18 protein-coding genes are annotated in these 17449 nt (G+C 64.0%); 10 read left to right on the forward strand and 8 right to left on the reverse strand.

The window, feature by feature from the left end; all coding sequences use genetic code 11:
• The first annotated feature begins 77 nt into the window (after positions 1-77).
• The gene (locus ACVJGD_RS17840) at positions 78-716 is read left to right on the forward strand and encodes a TetR/AcrR family transcriptional regulator (RefSeq protein ID WP_456635570.1); all 639 of its coding nucleotides are present in this window, start codon (positions 78-80) and stop codon (positions 714-716) included.
• 251 nt (positions 717-967) lie between these two features.
• Here the strand turns inward: ACVJGD_RS17840 and ACVJGD_RS17845 are convergent, their stop codons facing one another.
• The 5 genes from ACVJGD_RS17845 to ACVJGD_RS17865 are packed head-to-tail and all read right to left on the reverse strand — an operon-like array spanning position 968 to position 6884.
• The gene (locus tag ACVJGD_RS17845) at positions 968-2278 is read right to left on the reverse strand and encodes an MFS transporter (RefSeq protein WP_456635571.1); all 1311 of its coding nucleotides are present in this window, start codon (positions 2276-2278) and stop codon (positions 968-970) included.
• Positions 2278-3027, reverse strand: a complete 750-nt coding sequence (locus tag ACVJGD_RS17850; RefSeq protein ID WP_456635572.1) for an ABC transporter ATP-binding protein — start codon at positions 3025-3027, stop codon at positions 2278-2280. Before ACVJGD_RS17850 ends, ACVJGD_RS17845 begins: the two co-directional genes overlap by 1 nt.
• Positions 3008-4807, reverse strand: coding sequence for a branched-chain amino acid ABC transporter ATP-binding protein/permease (locus tag ACVJGD_RS17855; RefSeq protein WP_456635573.1), 1800 nt, complete (start codon positions 4805-4807; stop codon positions 3008-3010). Before ACVJGD_RS17855 ends, ACVJGD_RS17850 begins: the two co-directional genes overlap by 20 nt.
• Complete coding sequence (locus tag ACVJGD_RS17860; protein WP_456635574.1) at positions 4807-5664, reverse strand: branched-chain amino acid ABC transporter permease; 858 nt, start codon at positions 5662-5664, stop codon at positions 4807-4809. Before ACVJGD_RS17860 ends, ACVJGD_RS17855 begins: the two co-directional genes overlap by 1 nt.
• A 23-nt stretch (positions 5665-5687) precedes the next feature.
• Complete coding sequence (locus tag ACVJGD_RS17865) at positions 5688-6884, reverse strand: ABC transporter substrate-binding protein (protein WP_456635575.1); 1197 nt, start codon at positions 6882-6884, stop codon at positions 5688-5690.
• 291 nt (positions 6885-7175) lie between these two features.
• Here ACVJGD_RS17865 and ACVJGD_RS17870 point away from each other — a divergent pair, with 291 nt between their 5' ends.
• A complete protein-coding gene (locus ACVJGD_RS17870; protein ID WP_456635576.1) occupies positions 7176-7907 on the forward strand; it encodes a cytochrome c biogenesis CcdA family protein in 732 nt (243 codons plus the stop codon).
• A gap of 261 nt (positions 7908-8168) precedes the next feature.
• Here the strand turns inward: ACVJGD_RS17870 and ACVJGD_RS17875 are convergent, their stop codons facing one another.
• Positions 8169-9587, reverse strand: coding sequence for an FAD-binding oxidoreductase (locus tag ACVJGD_RS17875; protein WP_456635577.1), 1419 nt, complete (start codon positions 9585-9587; stop codon positions 8169-8171).
• Positions 9588-9669: 82 nt separating this feature from the next.
• Between ACVJGD_RS17875 and ACVJGD_RS17880 the strand changes: the two genes are divergently transcribed.
• On the forward strand, positions 9670-10185 hold the full coding sequence (locus ACVJGD_RS17880; RefSeq protein WP_456635578.1) for a thioesterase family protein: 516 nt from the start codon (positions 9670-9672) through the stop codon (positions 10183-10185).
• A 10-nt stretch (positions 10186-10195) separates the two neighbouring features.
• Here ACVJGD_RS17880 and ACVJGD_RS17885 read toward each other — a convergent pair whose 3' ends face one another.
• Positions 10196-10369 (reverse strand): DUF1328 domain-containing protein, encoded by a 174-nt coding sequence (locus tag ACVJGD_RS17885; protein WP_456635579.1) that lies wholly within the window; start codon positions 10367-10369, stop codon positions 10196-10198.
• Between the two features lie 280 nt (positions 10370-10649).
• Here ACVJGD_RS17885 and ACVJGD_RS17890 point away from each other — a divergent pair, with 280 nt between their 5' ends.
• The 5 genes from ACVJGD_RS17890 (at position 10650) to ACVJGD_RS17910 (ending at position 15578) form a co-directional block, all read left to right on the forward strand.
• Positions 10650-13202, forward strand: coding sequence for an ATP-dependent helicase (locus ACVJGD_RS17890; RefSeq protein ID WP_456635580.1), 2553 nt, complete (start codon positions 10650-10652; stop codon positions 13200-13202).
• Positions 13203-13277: 75 nt separating this feature from the next.
• Entirely contained in the window at positions 13278-13472 is a 195-nt protein-coding gene (locus tag ACVJGD_RS17895) for a type II toxin-antitoxin system HicA family toxin (RefSeq protein ID WP_456635581.1), read from the forward strand.
• Positions 13473-13480: 8 nt separating this feature from the next.
• Positions 13481-13771, forward strand: a complete 291-nt coding sequence (locus ACVJGD_RS17900) for a type II toxin-antitoxin system HicB family antitoxin (protein ID WP_456635582.1) — start codon at positions 13481-13483, stop codon at positions 13769-13771.
• 125 nt (positions 13772-13896) lie between these two features.
• Positions 13897-14820, forward strand: a complete 924-nt coding sequence (locus ACVJGD_RS17905; RefSeq protein WP_456635583.1) for an ABC transporter ATP-binding protein — start codon at positions 13897-13899, stop codon at positions 14818-14820.
• Positions 14817-15578 (forward strand): ABC transporter permease, encoded by a 762-nt coding sequence (locus ACVJGD_RS17910; protein ID WP_456635584.1) that lies wholly within the window; start codon positions 14817-14819, stop codon positions 15576-15578. Before ACVJGD_RS17905 ends, ACVJGD_RS17910 begins: the two co-directional genes overlap by 4 nt.
• A 29-nt stretch (positions 15579-15607) precedes the next feature.
• Here the strand turns inward: ACVJGD_RS17910 and ACVJGD_RS17915 are convergent, their stop codons facing one another.
• Positions 15608-15940, reverse strand: a complete 333-nt coding sequence (locus tag ACVJGD_RS17915) for a hypothetical protein (RefSeq protein ID WP_456635585.1) — start codon at positions 15938-15940, stop codon at positions 15608-15610.
• Positions 15941-16228: 288 nt separating this feature from the next.
• Here ACVJGD_RS17915 and ACVJGD_RS17920 point away from each other — a divergent pair, with 288 nt between their 5' ends.
• Complete coding sequence (locus ACVJGD_RS17920) at positions 16229-17020, forward strand: L,D-transpeptidase (protein ID WP_456635586.1); 792 nt, start codon at positions 16229-16231, stop codon at positions 17018-17020.
• 165 nt (positions 17021-17185) lie between these two features.
• Positions 17186-17440: an acyl carrier protein gene (locus ACVJGD_RS17925; protein ID WP_456635587.1), complete on the forward strand. Its 255-nt coding sequence runs from the start codon at positions 17186-17188 to the stop codon at positions 17438-17440.
• Positions 17441-17449 lie beyond the last annotated feature (9 nt).

The raw sequence follows: 17449 nt of genomic DNA on the forward strand, positions 1-17449 counted from the left end.
GCGGGTCCAGGCGTTTCCACCCCTAAAAAACTCGATACACTCTTGTATCGAGTTGCATTGTGGCCTAAACAGGGCCGATGTCAAGAGTTAGGACCAGACCGACCAGGGATGACACCTGCGAAAAGCTGTTCGAGGCGGCGGCGCGCGTGTTCGAGGAACAGGGGATCAGGGGCGCCAGTATCGAGGCGATCGCGGCGGCCGCCGGTTTCACGCGCGGGGCGTTCTATTCGAACTTCAAGAGCAAGGAAGAGCTCATCATCGCGATGCTCGAGGACCATGTCGAGCAGACGATCCGGCGCAACCTCGATCTGCTTGCGCGGCACGACAGTCTTGCCGACTTCATCGATGCGCTGAAGAGCATGGATCGCAGCCGGCAGGATCCGCTCGGCCGTTCACCACTGTTGCACATGGAAATGATCCTGTTCGTCGCGCGCGCGGAGAAGCGCAGGCCCGAGCTTGCCAAGCGCCTGCGCGCCCGGCGCAAGCTGGTCGCCGAAATCATCGAGACCACGCGGAAGAACAGCGGTAGGAACGGCAAGCTGGACCCGGCATGGACCGCGGCGATCGTGCTCGCGCTCGAGGACGGTTTTCGTCTGCACCGCCTGATCGATCCGGAGACCACGCCGGCCGACAGCTTCCTGCGCGCCATCGGCGACCTGCAGCGCACGATCGGCAGCGCGGACCGCGCCGTAGCTGTAGCGCGGGTCGAGCGCTAGAGCATGATCCGATCGGGAGAATCGGTTGCGGGTTGACTTCACCTCTCCCGCTTGCGGGAGAGGTCGGCGCATAGCGCCGGGTGAGGGCTCTCTCCCCACGGAAAGTCCCGTCGCGGAGATACCCTCACCCCAGCCCTCTCCCGCAAGCGGGAGAGGGAGCGCAGCTTCAGCGCGGCTCCAAGTCAATCCGATCGGCGATTCCGCCAGCGTAACCCGGGACGCCGACATCAGCGCTTGCGAGCGGCCCCGGCTTACGCTGACGCTTCACCCGGGCTGCGGCTCTGCAACGTGTGCAAACGCCCTGCCACCGCACGGACCTTTCCCGGCGACGCCTGCCAGATCGCGAAGGCGGACAAGGCGCTCACGGCAATGCTGATCGCGAAGGCAGCCGAGTAGCTGCCGGTGACATCATACAATAGCCCCGTAACCCACGGGCCCGCGGCACCGCCTGCCAGCGCGGCCAGCATGATGGTGCCGAAGATGCTGCCGTAATGCCTGCCCTGGAAGATCTCGACCACGACCGGCCCCATCACCGAGGTCAGGCCGTAACCGAGCGCGCCTTGCGCGAACACCATCAGCCAAACCAGCGGCTGGACCGGCGCAGATTTCAGCGCGACCAGGCAGGCAAAACAGATCGCAAAGCCGGCGCAACTGATCGTCCACACCGCTTCGCGCCCGATCCGGTCGGAGAGATGGCCGAGCCAGATCTGGCCGGGAATGCCGAGCAGGCTGACGACGCCGAGCGACCACACCGCGACATTCGGGCTGAAGCCGATGTCGAGCAGGAACTTGGTCTGGTGCACCTGCACCGCGTACCAGATGTAAAGGCCGCAGAAATAGCCGAGCGCGATCCACCAGAAACGCGCGGTGCGGAGCGCGAGCGACAGCGTCCAGTCAGTGCCGGCCCACACGGGATCGACGATGTTCGACACCGGCTTTGCCGAGGCGGCGGTCGGCGCGGCGTCGCCATCAGGCCGCAGGCCGAGATCTTCGGGGCGCTTTCGCAGCAGCAGATTGATCGGCGCGAGCACGACCAGCACGAGGATGCCGATCGCGGTGCAGGCGGTGCGCCACCCGGTCTGCTCGATCATGTGCTGCACCCACGGCAGCAAGGTCACCGAGCCGATGCCGACGCCGGCGAAGGCGATCCCGATCGCGAGGCCGCGGCGGCGGATGAACCAGTTCGGCAGGAAAAACGATTGACCGGAGTAGCCGAGGCAGACGCTGCCCGCGCCGACGAGAACGCCGATGCTGAGATAGAGATGCCAGGGCTGCGTCGTCAGCGGCGCCAGCAGGAATCCTGCGCCCATCAGGACGACGCCGAGTTCCATCACTGCGCGCGGCCCGGCGCGGTCCATCAGGCGGCCGATCAGCGGGCTGACGAAGCCGGATACCACGAAGCCGAACGAGAACGCGCCAGCGGTGACGCCACGGTCCCAGCCGAACTCGCCAATGATGGGCGGGAAGAATAGCGAGAAGGCGGTCCGCGCGTTGACGCCGATCGCCATGGTGACGAAGGTCACCGCGATGATGATCCATCCGTAGAAGAAGGGAAGCCGCATCAGTGGCTCACCAGCGCGTGGCTCTCATGGCCGAAATAGGCGCGCTCCAGCCGCTGCGCCAGATTGCTTTCGTCGGTCGATGCTTCCAGCACGATATTCCCCTGCACCAAGGCGTAGACGCGGTCCGCCGTCGCCAGCGCCTTTTCAAGCAATTGCTCCACCAGCAATACCGCGGTGCCCTGCGCGCGCAAGCGGCCGATGACGTTGAGGACCCGATCGACCAGCACCGGCGACAGGCCCGCCGACGGTTCGTCGAGCATCAACAACCGCGGGCGGCGCACGAGGCCTTGCGCGACCGTGAGCATCTGCTGTTGCCCGCCCGACAGCGCGCCGCCGCGCTCGTGACGCTTTTCGGCGATCTCGGGAAAATATGCCAGGGCTTCCTCGACGCGCTGCGCGCGCTCGGCGCGCGGCACATCGTAGCCGGCAAGCAGCAGATTGTCGGTGACGGAGATCTGCGTGAACACACGATGTCCCTCGATCACATGGACAAGGCCGGCACGCGCAGCATCGCGTGGCGTCGCGTTGGTCATGTCGCGGCCGTCGAAGCGCACCTGTCCGGCGGTCACCGGCAGCAATCCGGAGAGAGCCCGCAGCATCGTGGTCTTGCCGGCGCCATTGGGCCCGAGCAGCGCTACCACCTCGCCGGCGGCGATGTGGAAGTCGATGCCGTGAAGCACGCGGATCTTGCCGTAACCGGATTCCAGCGCGCTCACGGAGAGCAGAGGTTCAGCCGCCGAGGTAAGCACTGACCACCTCCTTGTGAACGCGGATCTCGGCCGGCGTGCCCGCCGCCAGCGTGCGGCCGAGATTGAGCACGGTGACCTGGTGGCAGATATCGAAGATGAGGTCGGCGTGATGCTCCACCAGCAATACGCCGGTGCCGCGCGCGCTGATCGCCTTGATCAACGAAGCCAGCCGCTCGATCTCGTCATTGGAAAGACCGGCCGCGGGCTCATCGAGTAGCAGGAAATCTGGATCGAGCATCAGCGCACGCGCGATCTCGATGAAGCGGAGTTCGCTGTGCTGCAGGCGGTCGGCGCGCACATCCGCCAGCGTCTCCAGTCCAACCACGCCGAGCAGCGCCCGCGCTTTCGCGGCGAGCATGCGCTCGTCCTCGCGATTGCGCGGGGCAGACAGCATCGCCTCGACGAAACTCGCCCTGCCCTCCACCGAGCCGCCGATCATCACGTTCTCCAGCACCGAGGCCTCGCCGATCACACGCGGGGTCTGGAAGGTGCGTGCGATGCCGCAAGCTGCGCGCAATGCCGACTGGCCCGGCGGCAACATCTCCTCGCCCAGGGTCATCGTGCCGGCTTTGGCGGCGTAATAGCCGGAGATGACGTTGAGCGTCGTGGTCTTGCCGCTGCCGTTCGGGCCGATCAGGCCGTGGATCTCGCCGGGCGCCACGTCGAGATCGAGGCCGTCGATCGCCTTCACATTGCCGAAGCTCAGCGCAATGCCGCGCAGCCTCAAATGCTTGCCGCCGCCGCGCCGGCGCACGATATCGGCGAGCACAGCCGGACGCGGCACGATGGCGCGGTTGCTGGCGAGCGGGCGACGGTTGCGGAAATCGAGCAGTGCCGCGATGCCGCCGGGCATCACCAGCACGATCACCAGGAGCAGCACGGCATAGAGGAAGGTCGACCAGGCCGCAAGCGGCGCGGCAATCTCCGGCAGGATGGTCAGGATGATGGTGCCGAGCATCGGCCCCAAAATCGAACCGCGGCCGCCGATCAGGATCGCGATGAAGAACAAGACCGACAGATCGAAGGTGAAGGCGTCGGGCGTGATGTAGGTTTGCAGGGTCGCGAACAGGCCGCCGGCGATCGCGGCAAGCGCGCCGGCGAACAGGAAGATCGCGATCAGCATCTTCGGCTTGGAGATGCCAGTCGCTTCCGCCGCCACTTCGGCGTCGCGCACCGCGATCAGCGCGCGGCCGAACCGGCTGCGGGCGACGTTGGCGCTCATCCAGGTGGCGACCGCCGCAAACGCGACGCAGAGCGCGTAGAAGCCCCACGGTGTATCGAACGGCGCCGGGAATTCCGGACCCGCGATTCCGATCCCGCCTCCGGTCACGCTCTGCCAGGCCAGCGCGATCTGCGTCACGATGGTGGCAAAGCCCAGCGTCGACATCGCGAAATAGAAGGTGCGCAAGCGTAGCGCCGGCAATCCGACGATGACGCCGAACAGCGCACCGACGCAGCCGGCAATCGGCAGCGCGAGGAACACCGGCACCGCCGGCGTGACATTGCCGGCGACGAGCACGCTCGTCGTGTAGGCGCCTAACGTCAGCAGCGCGACATAGCCGATCGCGAGATGGCCGGCGAAGCCGACCACGAGGTTGAGGCCGGAGACCAGCACCCAATAGATCGCCATGCGCGTGCCGATCAGCACCCAATAATCGTTGCTGACGAACGGCAACAGCATCGCGAGCGCGAGGATGCCGAGGAACGGCGCGATGTGCGGCAAGGCGGCGCGCCATGCGCCGCTTTCACCCTGAGCGGAGGTTGCGGTGACAGTTGTCATCACACCCTCCGCGCCGAGGTTCCGCCGAACAGGCCCTGCGGCGCTGCCAAGAGGACCACGATGAACAGCGTGAAGACGGCGACAGATGAGAAGATGCCGCCGACCAGGAAATTCGCGGCCTGCTGGAACAGGCCGAGCGCCAGCCCTCCGACGATGGCGCCGCGGTTGTTGCCGAGGCCGCCGAGCGCCACCGGCACGAAGCCGTAGAAATTGAGCAGCGCGCCGTTGGCAAAGAATGCCAGCAGAAGCTGGCCGCCGGAAAAGCCGGCGATGCCGCCAATCACGCCGGCCAGTGCGTAGCTCGCGACCCTGAGATTGCGCTCGGGAAGACCGAGCGCGCGTGCGGCAAAATTATCCTCCGCGATCGCGACGAAGGCGCGGCCGACCAGCGTGCGGCGGTAGAGATATTCGAGGCCCACGATCGTCAGCGCGCAGGCGACCACGGGCAGCCAGAACTTTTCGTCCCAGACCCCGCTGCCGAGCCCGGTCACGCGCGGGAATGGCTGCGGCTCGGTGCCCCATTTGATCGCCGCGACCTGCTGGATCATCAAGGCCAGCGCCAGCGTCGAGAGCACGTAGAGATGTTGGTCGAGGCTCTTCAGGACCGGCCGCACTGCGACGAACTCGGTGATGACGCCGACGATCGCGCAGGCGGCCAGCGTCAGCACGAAGCCGACGATAATGGGCATGCCCATCTTCAAGGTGAACATCGAGCCGAGCACGCCGCCGAGCATGGCAAGCTGGCCTGCGGTGAAGCTCATCACCCGCGAGGTCGAGAACATCGTGTTGTAGGTGACGCCGACGAGCGCATAGATCGCGCCCGCCGCGAGACCGGATGCGAGGATCGAGGCGAGCATTGGATGCGCCCTCTGCCGCCGGCCTATGTATAGCCCGGCGCGAGCGCGAACGTCCCGTTCTTGGCGGTGCTGGCCTCCGACATCACGATTTCGTCGGTCGGATAGCCGTTATGCTGGGTCGGCGTGAAGCTGTAGGTGCCGAAATAGCCGGGATATTTCGAGAGCGTATTCCAGTATTTGACGATGCCCGCGCTTTCGGTCGCCCCGCTCTCGGCAACCGCCTTGGCGATCAGCTCGATCGCATCGATGCCGCCGGCGACCCACCACAATAGCGTGTCGTTGAGCGCCACGTTCGCCTTCGCGAGCCGCGCGACCAGCTCCTCGCTTTTCGGCGGCAGCTTGCCGGACGCATCATAGCTGCAGCTCTTGTAGCCGATCGCGTAGACCTTCTTCCAGTTCTCGGGCTTCTCGACGAGACCGGCGAGTTCGCCCGAGGCAAGTGACGGATGGCCGGCGAACGGCACATCCCAGCCCATGGCGGCGCGGGTGTTGAACATCCGCGCCTCCATGCCGGTGGTGACGCTCCAGACCACGATGACCTCCGAGCCCGCATTCTTGGCGCGCAGCATGTCCGGCGTCATGTCGGGCTGGGTCGCATCGATATTGGCCTGGTAGACGACGTCGGCGCCGTCCTTCTTGAAAGCCGCCACCGAGGCGCCGACGGCGGTGACGCCGTAGCCCGTGGTGTCGCCGATGACGGCGATCTTCTTCGCCTTGAGGACGTTGAGGCAGTAATTGCGGACCGCGTCGTCCCACTGGCTGTTCGACGGCGCCATGCGGAAGGCGTTCGGATATTTCGTGGTGTCGATCAGGCTTTCGACCACGCAAGGGTGAATGTCCGGGATTTTGGCCCGCGCCATGATCGGTGTGGTGGCGAGCGCTTCGCCCGAATTGACCGGCCCCCAGATGGCATGGACCTTGGCCTGGCTGATCAATTCCTGCGTCGCGTTCACCGCCTTGGTCGGATCGCCCTGCGTGTCCCGCATGACGAGCTCGATCTTGCGGCCCTTGATACCGCCACCCGCATTGATGCTGTCCACCGCAAAGTTGATGCCGCGGTTGAAACCGACCGTCGGCGCGGAACTCGGCCCGGTAATCGCCGCGAGGCACCCGATCTTGATCGGCTCGGACTGGGCAATGGCAGGCCTTGGGAATGAAAATGATGCGGCGCCCAAGGCGCCGGCGCTTCCCAACAGCATGTTGCGGCGTGAAATAGCCATGTGATGCTCCCGTTCGTTTCCTTTTTGCGGCGCCCATCTTTGGATTGCAGGCGTCCGCATGATTTTATTTTCCCGGCTGGTAGCCGAGGCTCGTCGCGGGACTCAAGTTTGAGCCTGACGGGACCGGCTTGTCCAGCGTTTATCCCGTAGAATTGCGGAGACGATTCGCGAACACTGCCCGGACACGGGCCTGTGACCGATCTGTTGGGCTTCAGCACATGAAACCTCTGGAAACTTGTCGCCGTCCACGCCAATAGGGTGCCACGAGATGCCGCTCTCGAAGGTCAGTTGATGCACGATGTATCCATCCCGGCGGCCTTGATCGCCGGACTAGTCAGTTTCCTGTCGCCCTGCGTGCTGCCGCTGGTGCCGCCCTATCTGGTGTACCTGACCGGCGCGACCATCGAGCATGTCGCCCATGATGAGAGCATGAAGGCCTCCAAGCGCGCGGTGATGGCGGCGGCGCTGATGTTCGTGCTCGGCTTCTCCACCGTGTTCGTGGCGCTCGGCGCCAGCGCGTCCCTGATCGGCGGGCTGATCCGCGCCTGGTCGGCGCAGCTCTCCATCGTCGCCGGCATCGTCATCATCGTGATGGGGCTCCACTTCCTGGGACTGACGCGGATCGGGATCTTGATGCGCGAAGGCCGGATGAGCATGCCGAAACCGGTTGGGTTGTGGGGCGCCTATGTGATGGGCCTCGCCTTTGCCTTCGGCTGGACGCCCTGCATCGGCCCGATCCTCGCCGCGATCCTTTCGATCGCCGCGGCAGAAGCGACGGTGACCAAGGGCGCCGCGCTGCTTGCGATCTATTCCGCAGGGCTCGGCATCCCCTTCCTGCTCGCGGCATTCGCGGTCGAGCAGTTCTCGTCACTGTTCGTCCGGATGAAGCGGCACTTGCGCAATGTCGAGCGCGTGATGGGTGTGCTGATGATCATCACCGGCATCGGCTTCCTGACCGGCGCCGTCACCAATGTCAGCATCTGGCTCCTGGAGACGTTTCCGGCGCTGCAGAACTTCGGCTGAGCGATCTTAAGAGCCTAATCCGATCAAGTTGAACCGCAGCCGCGCTGAAGCTGCGCTCCCTCTCCCGCTTGCGAGAGAGGGTTAGGGTGTCTCCGCGGTGGGACTCTTCGTGTGGAGAGAGCCCTCACCCGGCGCTACGCCATAGCCGAAGCTCGGCTTCGGCGTTCCTTAAGAACGGCCGCCGAAAGGCGGCCTACGCCTCTCCCGCAAGCGGGAGAGGTGAAATCAATCCGCAGCCGATCCAACCAGACGGATCACGTTCTAGCCCGCCGGAATGATCTTTCCGGGATTGAAGATGTTCAGCGGATCGAACGCCTTCTTCAGCGCGCGCATGGCGTCGAGCGCCTCGGGCCCAAGCTCGGCTTCGAGATATTTCTGCTTGCCCTGCCCGATGCCGTGCTCGCCGGTGCAGGTGCCGCCCATCGCCTGCGCGCGCTCGACCAGGCGGTGCATGAATTCCTCGCCGCGCGCCATCTCCTCGGCATCCTCGACGTCGCAGGCCAGCGAGCAATGGAAATTGCCGTCGCCAACATGGCCGACGATCGGCGAGAGCAGATTGAGCCGCGTCAGATCCTCTTCGGTTTCGGTGACGCAATCGGCCAATCGCGAGATCGGCACGCAAACGTCGGTCGCGACCACGCCAGCGCCGGGCCGCAGCGCCTTCACCGCCCAATAGGCGTCATGCCGCGCCTGCCAGAGCTTGGTGCGGTCCTCCGGCTTGGTGGTCCAGGTGAAACCGAGCCCGCCGCATTCGGAGGCGATCTCCTTGAAGTTCTTCGACTGCTCGGCGACCTCGGCCTCGCTGCCGTGGAACTCGAGCAGCAACAGCGGCGTCTCCGGCAGTGTCAGCTTCGAATAGGCGTTGCACGCCTTCACCTGCGCCGCATTCAGCAGCTCGATGCGGGCGACGGGAATACCGGTCTGGATTGCCAAAATCGTCGCCTGGCAGGCGCCGCGCACGGTCTCGAAAGAACAGGCGGCTGCCGCGATCGTCTCGGGGATGCCGCGCAATTTGATCGTCAGTTCGGAGATGATCCCGAGCGTGCCCTCGGCACCGACGAACAGATGCGTCAGGTCGTAGCCGGCGGAGGATTTCTTCGCCCGCGTGCCGGTGGTGATGATCTCGCCGTCGCCGCGCACCACTTTCAGCGCCAGCACGTTCTCGCGCATCGTCCCGTAGCGCACCGCATTGGTGCCGGAGGCGCGCGTCGCGGTCATGCCGCCGAGCGAGGCATCGGCGCCGGGATCGATCGGGAAGAACAGGCCCTGGTCGCGCAGATGCTCGTTGAGCGCCTTCCGCGTGACGCCGGGCTCGATCACGCAGTCGAGGTCCTCGGCATGCACGGCAAGCACCCGGTTCATGTCGTGCAGATCGATGCAGATGCCGCCGGCCGGCGCGTTCACCTGCCCCTCGAGCGAGGTGCCGGTACCGAAGGCGATCACGGGAACGCGATGTTTGGCGCAGATCCGCACCACATCCTGGATGTCGGCGGTCTCCTGCGCCATCACCACCGCGTCCGGTGGCTGCGGCGGCAGCCAGGTCGTGGTGTGGGCGTGCTGCTCGCGCACCGCCTGCGAGGTGATCAGGCGGTTGCCGAAGCGCGCCGCCAGCGCGTCGAGCGCGCCCTTCAGGGCCTGCGGCTCCGGACGCGCTGGATTGTTCGAGATCGTAGTCGCCACGTGAAATTTCCTCCCGGCTTTAGCCGACCGTGGCAAAGGTTATATAAGGGGTCAAGAGCGCGACACAAACTAACAGGAATGCATGATGACGACCGTTAATGCCGCCCGGGACATGAAGCTGCCCTCAGCCCCGTTCCTGTCCTCGGTGATGCAGATCGAGCCGCAATGGATCGACTATAACGGCCACCTCAACATGGCCTATTACAACGTGATGTTCGACCGCGCCATCGACGAGATCTGGCTGCAGCTCGGCATCGGCCCCGCCTATAAGAAAGAGCGCCACGGCTCGACCTTCACCGCCGAATGCCACGTGCGCTACCTGCGCGAGGTCCACCTCGGCGACCCCCTGCAGGTGACGGTCTATCTGCTCGGCGCCGACGACAAGCGGCTGCACACCTTCGAGGAGCTGCGACACGCGACGGAAGGCTGGATCTCGGCCACCTCCGAAAACATGTCGCTGCATATCGACATGAACTCGCGCAAGGTCGCCTCATTTCCATCCGACATCCGCGCCCAAATCAAGGCGATCGCGGATATCCATGCTTTGGTCCCGCGCCCCGAGGGCATCGGCCGCAGCGTGGCGATGCCCTCGCGCTAGGCCGGGTCATCTACACCCTGGAGCGGCCGCGTACCAAGCCCACGACTGCCGAGATCAGGAACAGGATGATGGCGATGAAGAAGATCGCCTTGGCGATCTCGATGGAGGCACCGGCGATGCCGCCGAAGCCCAGAATGCCGGCGATCAGCGCGATGACCAGAAACGTTACGACCCAGCCTAACATGGCCAAACCCTCTGCTTTCCGTTTCCGCCGGCACGATTGATCATCGCGCCGGACTTAGGGAAACAATCCGGCCCCAAAACGAAGGTTCCGGGCCGAAAATCTGCGAAATTTGCCGTTTTCGAAGGAACAATTCGCGCGCTGGTCGTGGCAGGCAACCCGGCACGTGAGACGGATAAAACCTGTCAAAACAGAGGAAGAGGCCCTATATGGCCTTTAATCCCTGCTAAGAAGGCTCCCCTTCACCGCACCACGGTGCCATCGTGGGGCCAAACGATTCGCGATGACCGAGCCGAGCAAGCTGTCCAATCAGGCCGTTCCCGAGCACCAGCCGTTGGCTGGCGGCATTGCCGCGCGTGCCCGCGCCGCCGCCGGCCCGCAATATCTCGCAGGCCTCAATCCCGAGCAGCGCGAGGCGGTGGAGACGCTCGACGGCCCGGTGCTGGTTCTGGCCGGCGCCGGTACCGGCAAGACACGGGTGCTCACCACCCGCATTGCCCATATCCTGAGCCAAAGCCGTGCGCGGCCGCACGAGATCCTGTCGGTGACCTTCACCAACAAGGCGGCGCGCGAGATGAAGCTGCGGCTCGGCCAGATGCTCGGCCAAGCTGTAGAAGGCATGCCGTGGCTCGGCACCTTCCACTCGATCGCGGGGCGCATTTTGCGCATCCATGCCGAGCTGGTGCAGCTCAAATCCAATTTCACCGTGCTCGACGTCGATGACCAGGTGCGGCTGCTGAAGCAATTGCTGCAGGCGGAGAACATCGACGACAAGCGCTGGCCGGCGCGAATGCTGGCCGGACTGATCGACACCTGGAAGAACCGCGGCCTGACGCCGCCGCAGGTGCCGGCTGGCGAGGCTGCGAGCTTCGCCAACGGCAAAGGCGGCAAGCTCTATGCGAGCTATCAGGAACGGCTGAAGATCCTTAACGCCGCCGATTTCGGCGATCTCCTGCTCGAGAACATCCGCCTGTTCCGCGAGAACCCGGATGTGCTCAGGCAATACCAGAGCCGCTTCAAGTTCATCCTGGTCGACGAATATCAGGACACCAACGTCGCGCAGTATCTCTGGCTGCGACTGCTCTCGCAGGCGCCGTCGTCCTCCACCTCTCCCCGCCTGCGGGGAGAGGTCGGATTGCGCAGCAATCCGGGTGAGGGAGAGCCGCCACGAGTCGAGTTCGCGGAGAGAGCCCCTCACCCCGCCCCTCTCCCCGCAAGCGAGGAGAGGGAGAAGACTCCCCCCAAGAACATCTGCTGCGTCGGCGACGACGACCAGTCGATCTACGGCTGGCGCGGCGCCGAGGTCGACAACATCCTGCGCTTCGAGCACGATTTTCCCGGCGCCAAGGTCATCCGCCTCGAGCGCAACTATCGCTCGACCGGCCACATCCTCGCAGCCGCCTCGCATCTGATCGCGCACAATGAAGGCCGGCTCGGCAAGACGCTGCGCACCGAGGACGAGGATGGCGAAAAGGTCACCGTCACCGGTTCCTGGGATTCGGAAGAGGAAGCGCGCGGGATCGGCGAGGAGATCGAGGATCTGCAGCGCGCCGGCGAGAATTTGAACGAGATCGCGATCCTGGTGCGTGCCTCGTTCCAGATGCGCGAGTTCGAAGACCGCTTCGTCACGCTCGGCCTGCCCTATCGCGTGATCGGCGGCCCGCGCTTCTATGAGCGCGCCGAAATCCGCGACGCGCTGGCCTACCTGCGCACGATCAATTCGCCGGCCGACGATCTCGCCTTCGAGCGCATCATCAATGTGCCGAAGCGGGGGCTGGGCGATGCCACCGTGCAGCTCTTGCACGACCACGCCCGCAAGCGCCGCATTCCCCTGTTCGAGGCGGCACGCGCGGTGGCGGAGACCGACGAGCTGAAGCCGAAGGCGCGCGGGAGCTTGCGCGGTCTCGTGCAGCAATTCGACCGCTGGCGGGCGCAGAGCGAGGTTACCGCGCACACGGAACTGGCCGAGATCGTGCTCGACGAGAGCGGCTATACCGAGATGTGGCAGAAGGATCGTTCGGCCGACGCCGCCGGCAGGCTCGACAACCTCAAGGAGCTCATTCGCTCGATGGAGGAGTTCGAGAACCTGCAAGGCTTCCTCGAGCACATTTCGCTGGTGATGGACCGCGACGGCGAAGCCGGCGACGAAGCGGTGTCGCTGATGACCCTGCATTCCGCCAAGGGCCTGGAGTTCGACAACGTCTTCCTGCCCGGCTGGGAGGAAGGCCTGTTTCCGAGCCAGCGCACGCTGGATGAGCAGGGCCGCGCGGGCCTCGAAGAAGAGCGCCGTCTCGCCCATGTCGGCCTCACCCGCGCCCGGCGCCGCGCCAAGATCTACTTCGCCACCAACCGCCGCATCCACGGCACCTGGTCGACCACGATTCCCTCGCGCTTCCTCGACGAGTTGCCGGCGCATAATGTCGAGATCACGGAATCCAAGGGCGGCTCCGGCTGGGGCGGCGCCGGCGGCTACGGCCCTTCGCGCTTCGACAATGTCGAAGCCTTCGGCTCGAGCTACACCACACCCGGCTGGCAGCGCGCCCAGGCCAACCGCTCCCGCAACCAGAACCGCGGCGGCGGCTCACGCGGCGGATTCGACGAGGAGCAATCACCCTTCGGCGGCTTCGGACGCAACAAGCGCGCACCCGTGGTAATCGAGGGCGAACTGGTGGCGAAATCCACCGGGACTGTTTCGGAATTCTCGCTCGACGACCGCGTGTTCCACCAAAAATTCGGCTACGGCCACGTGGTGAAGATCGACGGCAACAAGCTCACCATCGCCTTCGAGAAGGCCGGCGAGAAAAAGGTGGTCGATAGTTTCGTGGAGCGGGTGTAAGAGAGTGTCCTGCGGGTCGCTCACTTAACGCCGGCAGGCAGGCTTTAAGGTCTACATGATCCAAAGAGAGGTTTCATGCTGACCAATAGCCGCGAGATCATACGCCGCCTGGAGCGGGACGGATGGATACTTGTTCGAGTTACCGGCTCTCACCACGTGTTCAAGAATCCCGTATCTGGCGAAACGCTAGTCATTCCGCACCCAAAGAAAGACTTGGGGAAGGGATTGGTACGTGCCATCTATAAAGGCGCAGGCTGGAAGCCCGATTGAGGTTGGCCATGGCTCATTACGTCGCGATCGTTGAGGATGCCGGACCTGAGCACAGCATAGGTGTCTGGTTTCCGGACCTGCCAGGCTGCACGTCCGGCGGCGATGATATCGATGAGGCCTTGCGTAATGCGCCGGAAGCCTTGCAGCTATACGCGGAAACCCTAGAAAATGATGGCAAGTCGTTGCCGCGTCCGCGAACACTGACCGAGCTGAAGACCGATCCGGAGATCGCGAACGATATTAAGACCTACATGGTCGCGCTGGTTGAATTGCCGGCACGCGCTCACGCGGCGGAATGAACTGATCGTCGTTTCGACGGATTGCGGAACGCGCCGGGCGCACCTATGTAGTGCCGGCCCTCCTCCGTGCGCGGTCAAGCGTCGCGTCACCCCTTGCCACATTCTAGATCACGTCACCATCAGCCATGTCGCCGATCATCTCCGTTTCCAATCTTTCAAAGGTCTATGGCTCCGGCTTCAGGGCGCTGAACAACATCAATCTCGATATCCGGCGCGGCGAGATCTTTGCGCTGCTGGGGCCGAATGGCGCCGGCAAGACGACGCTGATCAGCATCATCTGCGGCATCGCCAATCCGAGTGAAGGCAGCGTCGCGGTCAACGGCCACGACATCATCAAGTCCTACCGCGCCGCGCGCTCGCTGATCGGCCTCGTGCCGCAGGAGCTGCACACCGATTCCTTCGAGACGGTGTGGGCGACCGTGAGCTTCAGCCGCGGCCTGTTCGGCAAGCCGAAAAACCCGGCTTATATCGAGAAGGTGCTGAAGGATCTCTCGCTGTGGGAGAAGAAGGATTCCAAGATCATCACGCTGTCGGGCGGCATGAAGCGCCGCGTGATGATTGCAAAGGCGTTGTCGCACGAGCCGCAGATACTGTTCCTGGACGAGCCGACTGCCGGCGTCGACGTCGAGTTGCGCAAGGGCATGTGGGAAGTGGTGCGGACGCTGCGGGATGCCGGCGTCACCATCATCCTGACCACGCATTACATCGAGGAAGCCGAGGAGATGGCGGACCGGATCGGCGTCATCAACAAGGGCGAGATCATCCTGGTCGAGGACAAGGCCAAGCTGATGTCAAAGCTCGGTAGGAAGCAGCTCAAGCTGCATCTGGCGCACAAGATCGACGCCGTTCCGCCGGCGCTCGCGCCCTATCATCTCGTGCTGTCGGAAGGCGGCAACGAACTGATCTATGACTACGACACCGCGGGCGAACGCACAGGCATCACCAGCCTGCTCGGCGATCTCCGCAATGCCGGGATCCGTTTCTCCGACCTCGAGACCAGCCAGTCTTCGCTGGAAGATATCTTCGTCAGCCTGGTGAGGGCGCCATGAATTATCGGGCGATCCGCGCAATCTATTTGTTCGAAATGGCGCGCACCTGGCGCACGCTGCTGCAGAGCATCGTCTCGCCTGTCGTGTCGACCTCGCTCTATTTCGTGGTGTTCGGCGCCGCGATCGGCTCGCGGATCACGGAGGTCGAGGGCGTCAGCTACGGCACCTTCATCGTGCCCGGGCTCGTGATGCTGTCGGTGCTGACGCAGAGCATCGCCAATGCGTCCTTCGGCATCTATTTCCCGAAATTCGTCGGTACGATCTATGAAATCCTTTCGGCGCCGATCTCCTATTTCGAGATCGTCATCGGCTATGTCGGGGCGGCCGCGACCAAATCGATCATCCTGGGGCTCATCATCCTGGCGACGGCCGGATTATTCGTGCCGCTGCACATCAATCACCCGATCTGGATGCTGACGTTCCTGGTGCTGACCGCCGTCACTTTCAGCCTGTTCGGTTTCATCATCGGCATCTGGGCCGATGGATTCGAGAAGCTGCAGATGATCCCGATGCTGGTGGTGACGCCGTTGACTTTCCTGGGCGGCAGCTTCTATTCCGTGAACATGCTGCCCCCGGCCTGGCACACCATCGCCCTGCTCAATCCGGTGGTCTACCTGATCTCCGGCTTCCGCTGGAGTTTCTTTGAGATCGCCGATGTCGGCGTCGGCCTGAGCCTCGGCATGACCCTGGGCTTCCTCGCCATCTGCATGGCGATCGTCTGGTGGATCTTCAGGACGGGCTATCGCTTAAAGAACTGATTGCCACAGCCGTAGCCCGGATGGAGCGATCAGCGATAGCAGCGGAAATGCCCTGAGTGGGTGTAGTAGCCGCGGCAGCGATGGCCACGGTGCCAACCGCGATTGGGCAGGCCGAGCACGCCGTTGACCGCGCCCACGGCGCCGCCGACGCCGGCGCCGACGGCCCCACCAACCACGCCGCCGACCGGACCGGCGATCCGATTGCCCTCGTAGGACCCTTGCTGCGCACCGCGCACGATGCCTTGGGCGTGTCCGAGATGAGGCATCGCAAGCAGTGCGAGGATGATGGCGGCAGCCGCAAGCAAGAGCCGCAATGGGGTGACGTCAGGCAGCGCCAGCGTCTTGACCTTGGTCTTCTTCATCGCAATTCCCAAAAATGCACGGCAAATTGTACCGTCAGGCGGGAATGTGAAACACTCTTGCGGCCAAATGGTTGCGCGTCTGTGACGAATTCGAGTCGTCTGCTCACAACTCGCGAAAAAGTCAGCAGGCCGGTGCCGGATTTCTCCGATCGCGCCTTGCTTGCGCCGCTCGTTATATTAACGATGCATAGGCGGGCTACTGGAACCCGAGCCGGATTCCGGGCATAGTGGATGCCGGGGACGGAGAGCCACGACGCTGCAATGGTAGGCCTGGAGGGCCAAAGTAAGATGCGTACGTTCCTCGTTGCTTTCACCGCCCTGACGCTGACGTTTGCCGGCGCCGCACAGGCCAAGGTCGCCATCACCGTCGACAAGGACAACCAGCAGATGACCGTCGCGGTCGACGGCGTCGAGCGGTATCACTGGCCGGTCTCGACCGGCATCCCCTCCTACGAGACGCCGAGCGGCAGCTTCCGTACCTTCCGCATGGAGGAAGACCACTACTCCAAGGAATTCGACGACGCGCCGATGCCGCATTCGATCTTCTTCACCAAGATCGGGCATGCGATCCACGGCACCGACTCCGTCAACCGCCTCGGCAGCCCCGCCTCGCATGGCTGCGTGCGGCTGTCGCGCGCCAATGCCGCCACGCTCTATGCGCTGGTGCAGGAGCAAGGCGTGCTCAACACCACGGTGACGCTGACCGGATCCTCGCAAGTGGCGCTCGCGCGCAATCCGAAGCGCGGCAATGCCGCGGTCGCCCGCCGCGCACCGCAGCAGTACGACCAGCAATATGAGGCCGCCGCCGGCGATCCCGTCATGATCACACCGCAACAGCAGCAGCAATTGCCGCAGGCGCGCGCCGACGACGGCTACATCTATCCGGCCGACGGCAGCTCCACCGCGCAGATGTATCCGGCGCCGCGCAGCCGCCGCGTCTACGATACGCAGACCTACTATCGCCAAGATACGCAGACCTATTATCGCCAACCGCAGCAATATTCCGACCGCTACGCGCCGGCGCCGCAAGGCTATTACTACCAGCAGCGCCCGCGCGGGTTCTTCACGTCCCAGGATTGACCAGCGCAGAACTGGTCGACATTTCAGAGCGGGATGGCTTCGTCCCGCTCTTTTTCTTTGCCTGATCTTTGCCTGCGCACGATCGCCATCGACACGCCTGCGTGAACCTAAATTGACAACGCCTGCTGCGTCCGTATTGTGTCTAATTGTTTCGCTGGATTTCCCATGACACAGGAAGAAATATCCGGTTTTTGCATCGATTCGCTCGCGAAAGTGCTGCGGATCGCAAAGGACCGGATCAAGACCGATACGAAATTCAACCGGCTCGGGCTCGATTCGGCGATGGTCGTCTATGTCATGATGGAACTCGAGGAGAAGTTCGACCTCGAGCTTTCGACCGACGACTTCTACGACTATCCCACGGTCGATGCGCTGTCGCGTTACCTCGCTGAAAAGCTCGCGGCCCGCTCCGCTGCCTGATCCCTTATC

Source organism: Bradyrhizobium sp. USDA 10063, assembly GCF_054063735.1.

Excerpts from the sequence above, each read along its gene's own strand:
- ACVJGD_RS17885 (WP_456635579.1), bottom strand. The coding sequence starts at position 10,369 with ATGTTAGGCTGGGTCGTAACGTTTCTGGTCATCGCGCTGATCGCCGGC.
- ACVJGD_RS17880 (WP_456635578.1), top strand. The coding sequence starts at position 9,670 with ATGATGACGACCGTTAATGCCGCCCGGGACATGAAGCTGCCCTCAGCC.
- ACVJGD_RS17910 (WP_456635584.1), top strand. The coding sequence starts at position 14,817 with ATGAATTATCGGGCGATCCGCGCAATCTATTTGTTCGAAATGGCGCGC.
- ACVJGD_RS17900 (WP_456635582.1), top strand. The coding sequence starts at position 13,481 with ATGGCTCATTACGTCGCGATCGTTGAGGATGCCGGACCTGAGCACAGC.
- ACVJGD_RS17905 (WP_456635583.1), top strand. The coding sequence starts at position 13,897 with ATGTCGCCGATCATCTCCGTTTCCAATCTTTCAAAGGTCTATGGCTCC.
- ACVJGD_RS17855 (WP_456635573.1), bottom strand. The coding sequence starts at position 4,807 with ATGACAACTGTCACCGCAACCTCCGCTCAGGGTGAAAGCGGCGCATGG.
- ACVJGD_RS17925 (WP_456635587.1), top strand. The coding sequence starts at position 17,186 with ATGACACAGGAAGAAATATCCGGTTTTTGCATCGATTCGCTCGCGAAA.
- ACVJGD_RS17920 (WP_456635586.1), top strand. The coding sequence starts at position 16,229 with ATGCGTACGTTCCTCGTTGCTTTCACCGCCCTGACGCTGACGTTTGCC.
- ACVJGD_RS17845 (WP_456635571.1), bottom strand. The coding sequence starts at position 2,278 with ATGCGGCTTCCCTTCTTCTACGGATGGATCATCATCGCGGTGACCTTC.
- ACVJGD_RS17860 (WP_456635574.1), bottom strand. The coding sequence starts at position 5,664 with ATGCTCGCCTCGATCCTCGCATCCGGTCTCGCGGCGGGCGCGATCTAT.
- ACVJGD_RS17890 (WP_456635580.1), top strand. The coding sequence starts at position 10,650 with ATGACCGAGCCGAGCAAGCTGTCCAATCAGGCCGTTCCCGAGCACCAG.
- ACVJGD_RS17840 (WP_456635570.1), top strand. The coding sequence starts at position 78 with ATGTCAAGAGTTAGGACCAGACCGACCAGGGATGACACCTGCGAAAAG.
- ACVJGD_RS17895 (WP_456635581.1), top strand. The coding sequence starts at position 13,278 with ATGCTGACCAATAGCCGCGAGATCATACGCCGCCTGGAGCGGGACGGA.
- ACVJGD_RS17865 (WP_456635575.1), bottom strand. The coding sequence starts at position 6,884 with ATGGCTATTTCACGCCGCAACATGCTGTTGGGAAGCGCCGGCGCCTTG.
- ACVJGD_RS17915 (WP_456635585.1), bottom strand. The coding sequence starts at position 15,940 with ATGAAGAAGACCAAGGTCAAGACGCTGGCGCTGCCTGACGTCACCCCA.
- ACVJGD_RS17870 (WP_456635576.1), top strand. The coding sequence starts at position 7,176 with ATGCACGATGTATCCATCCCGGCGGCCTTGATCGCCGGACTAGTCAGT.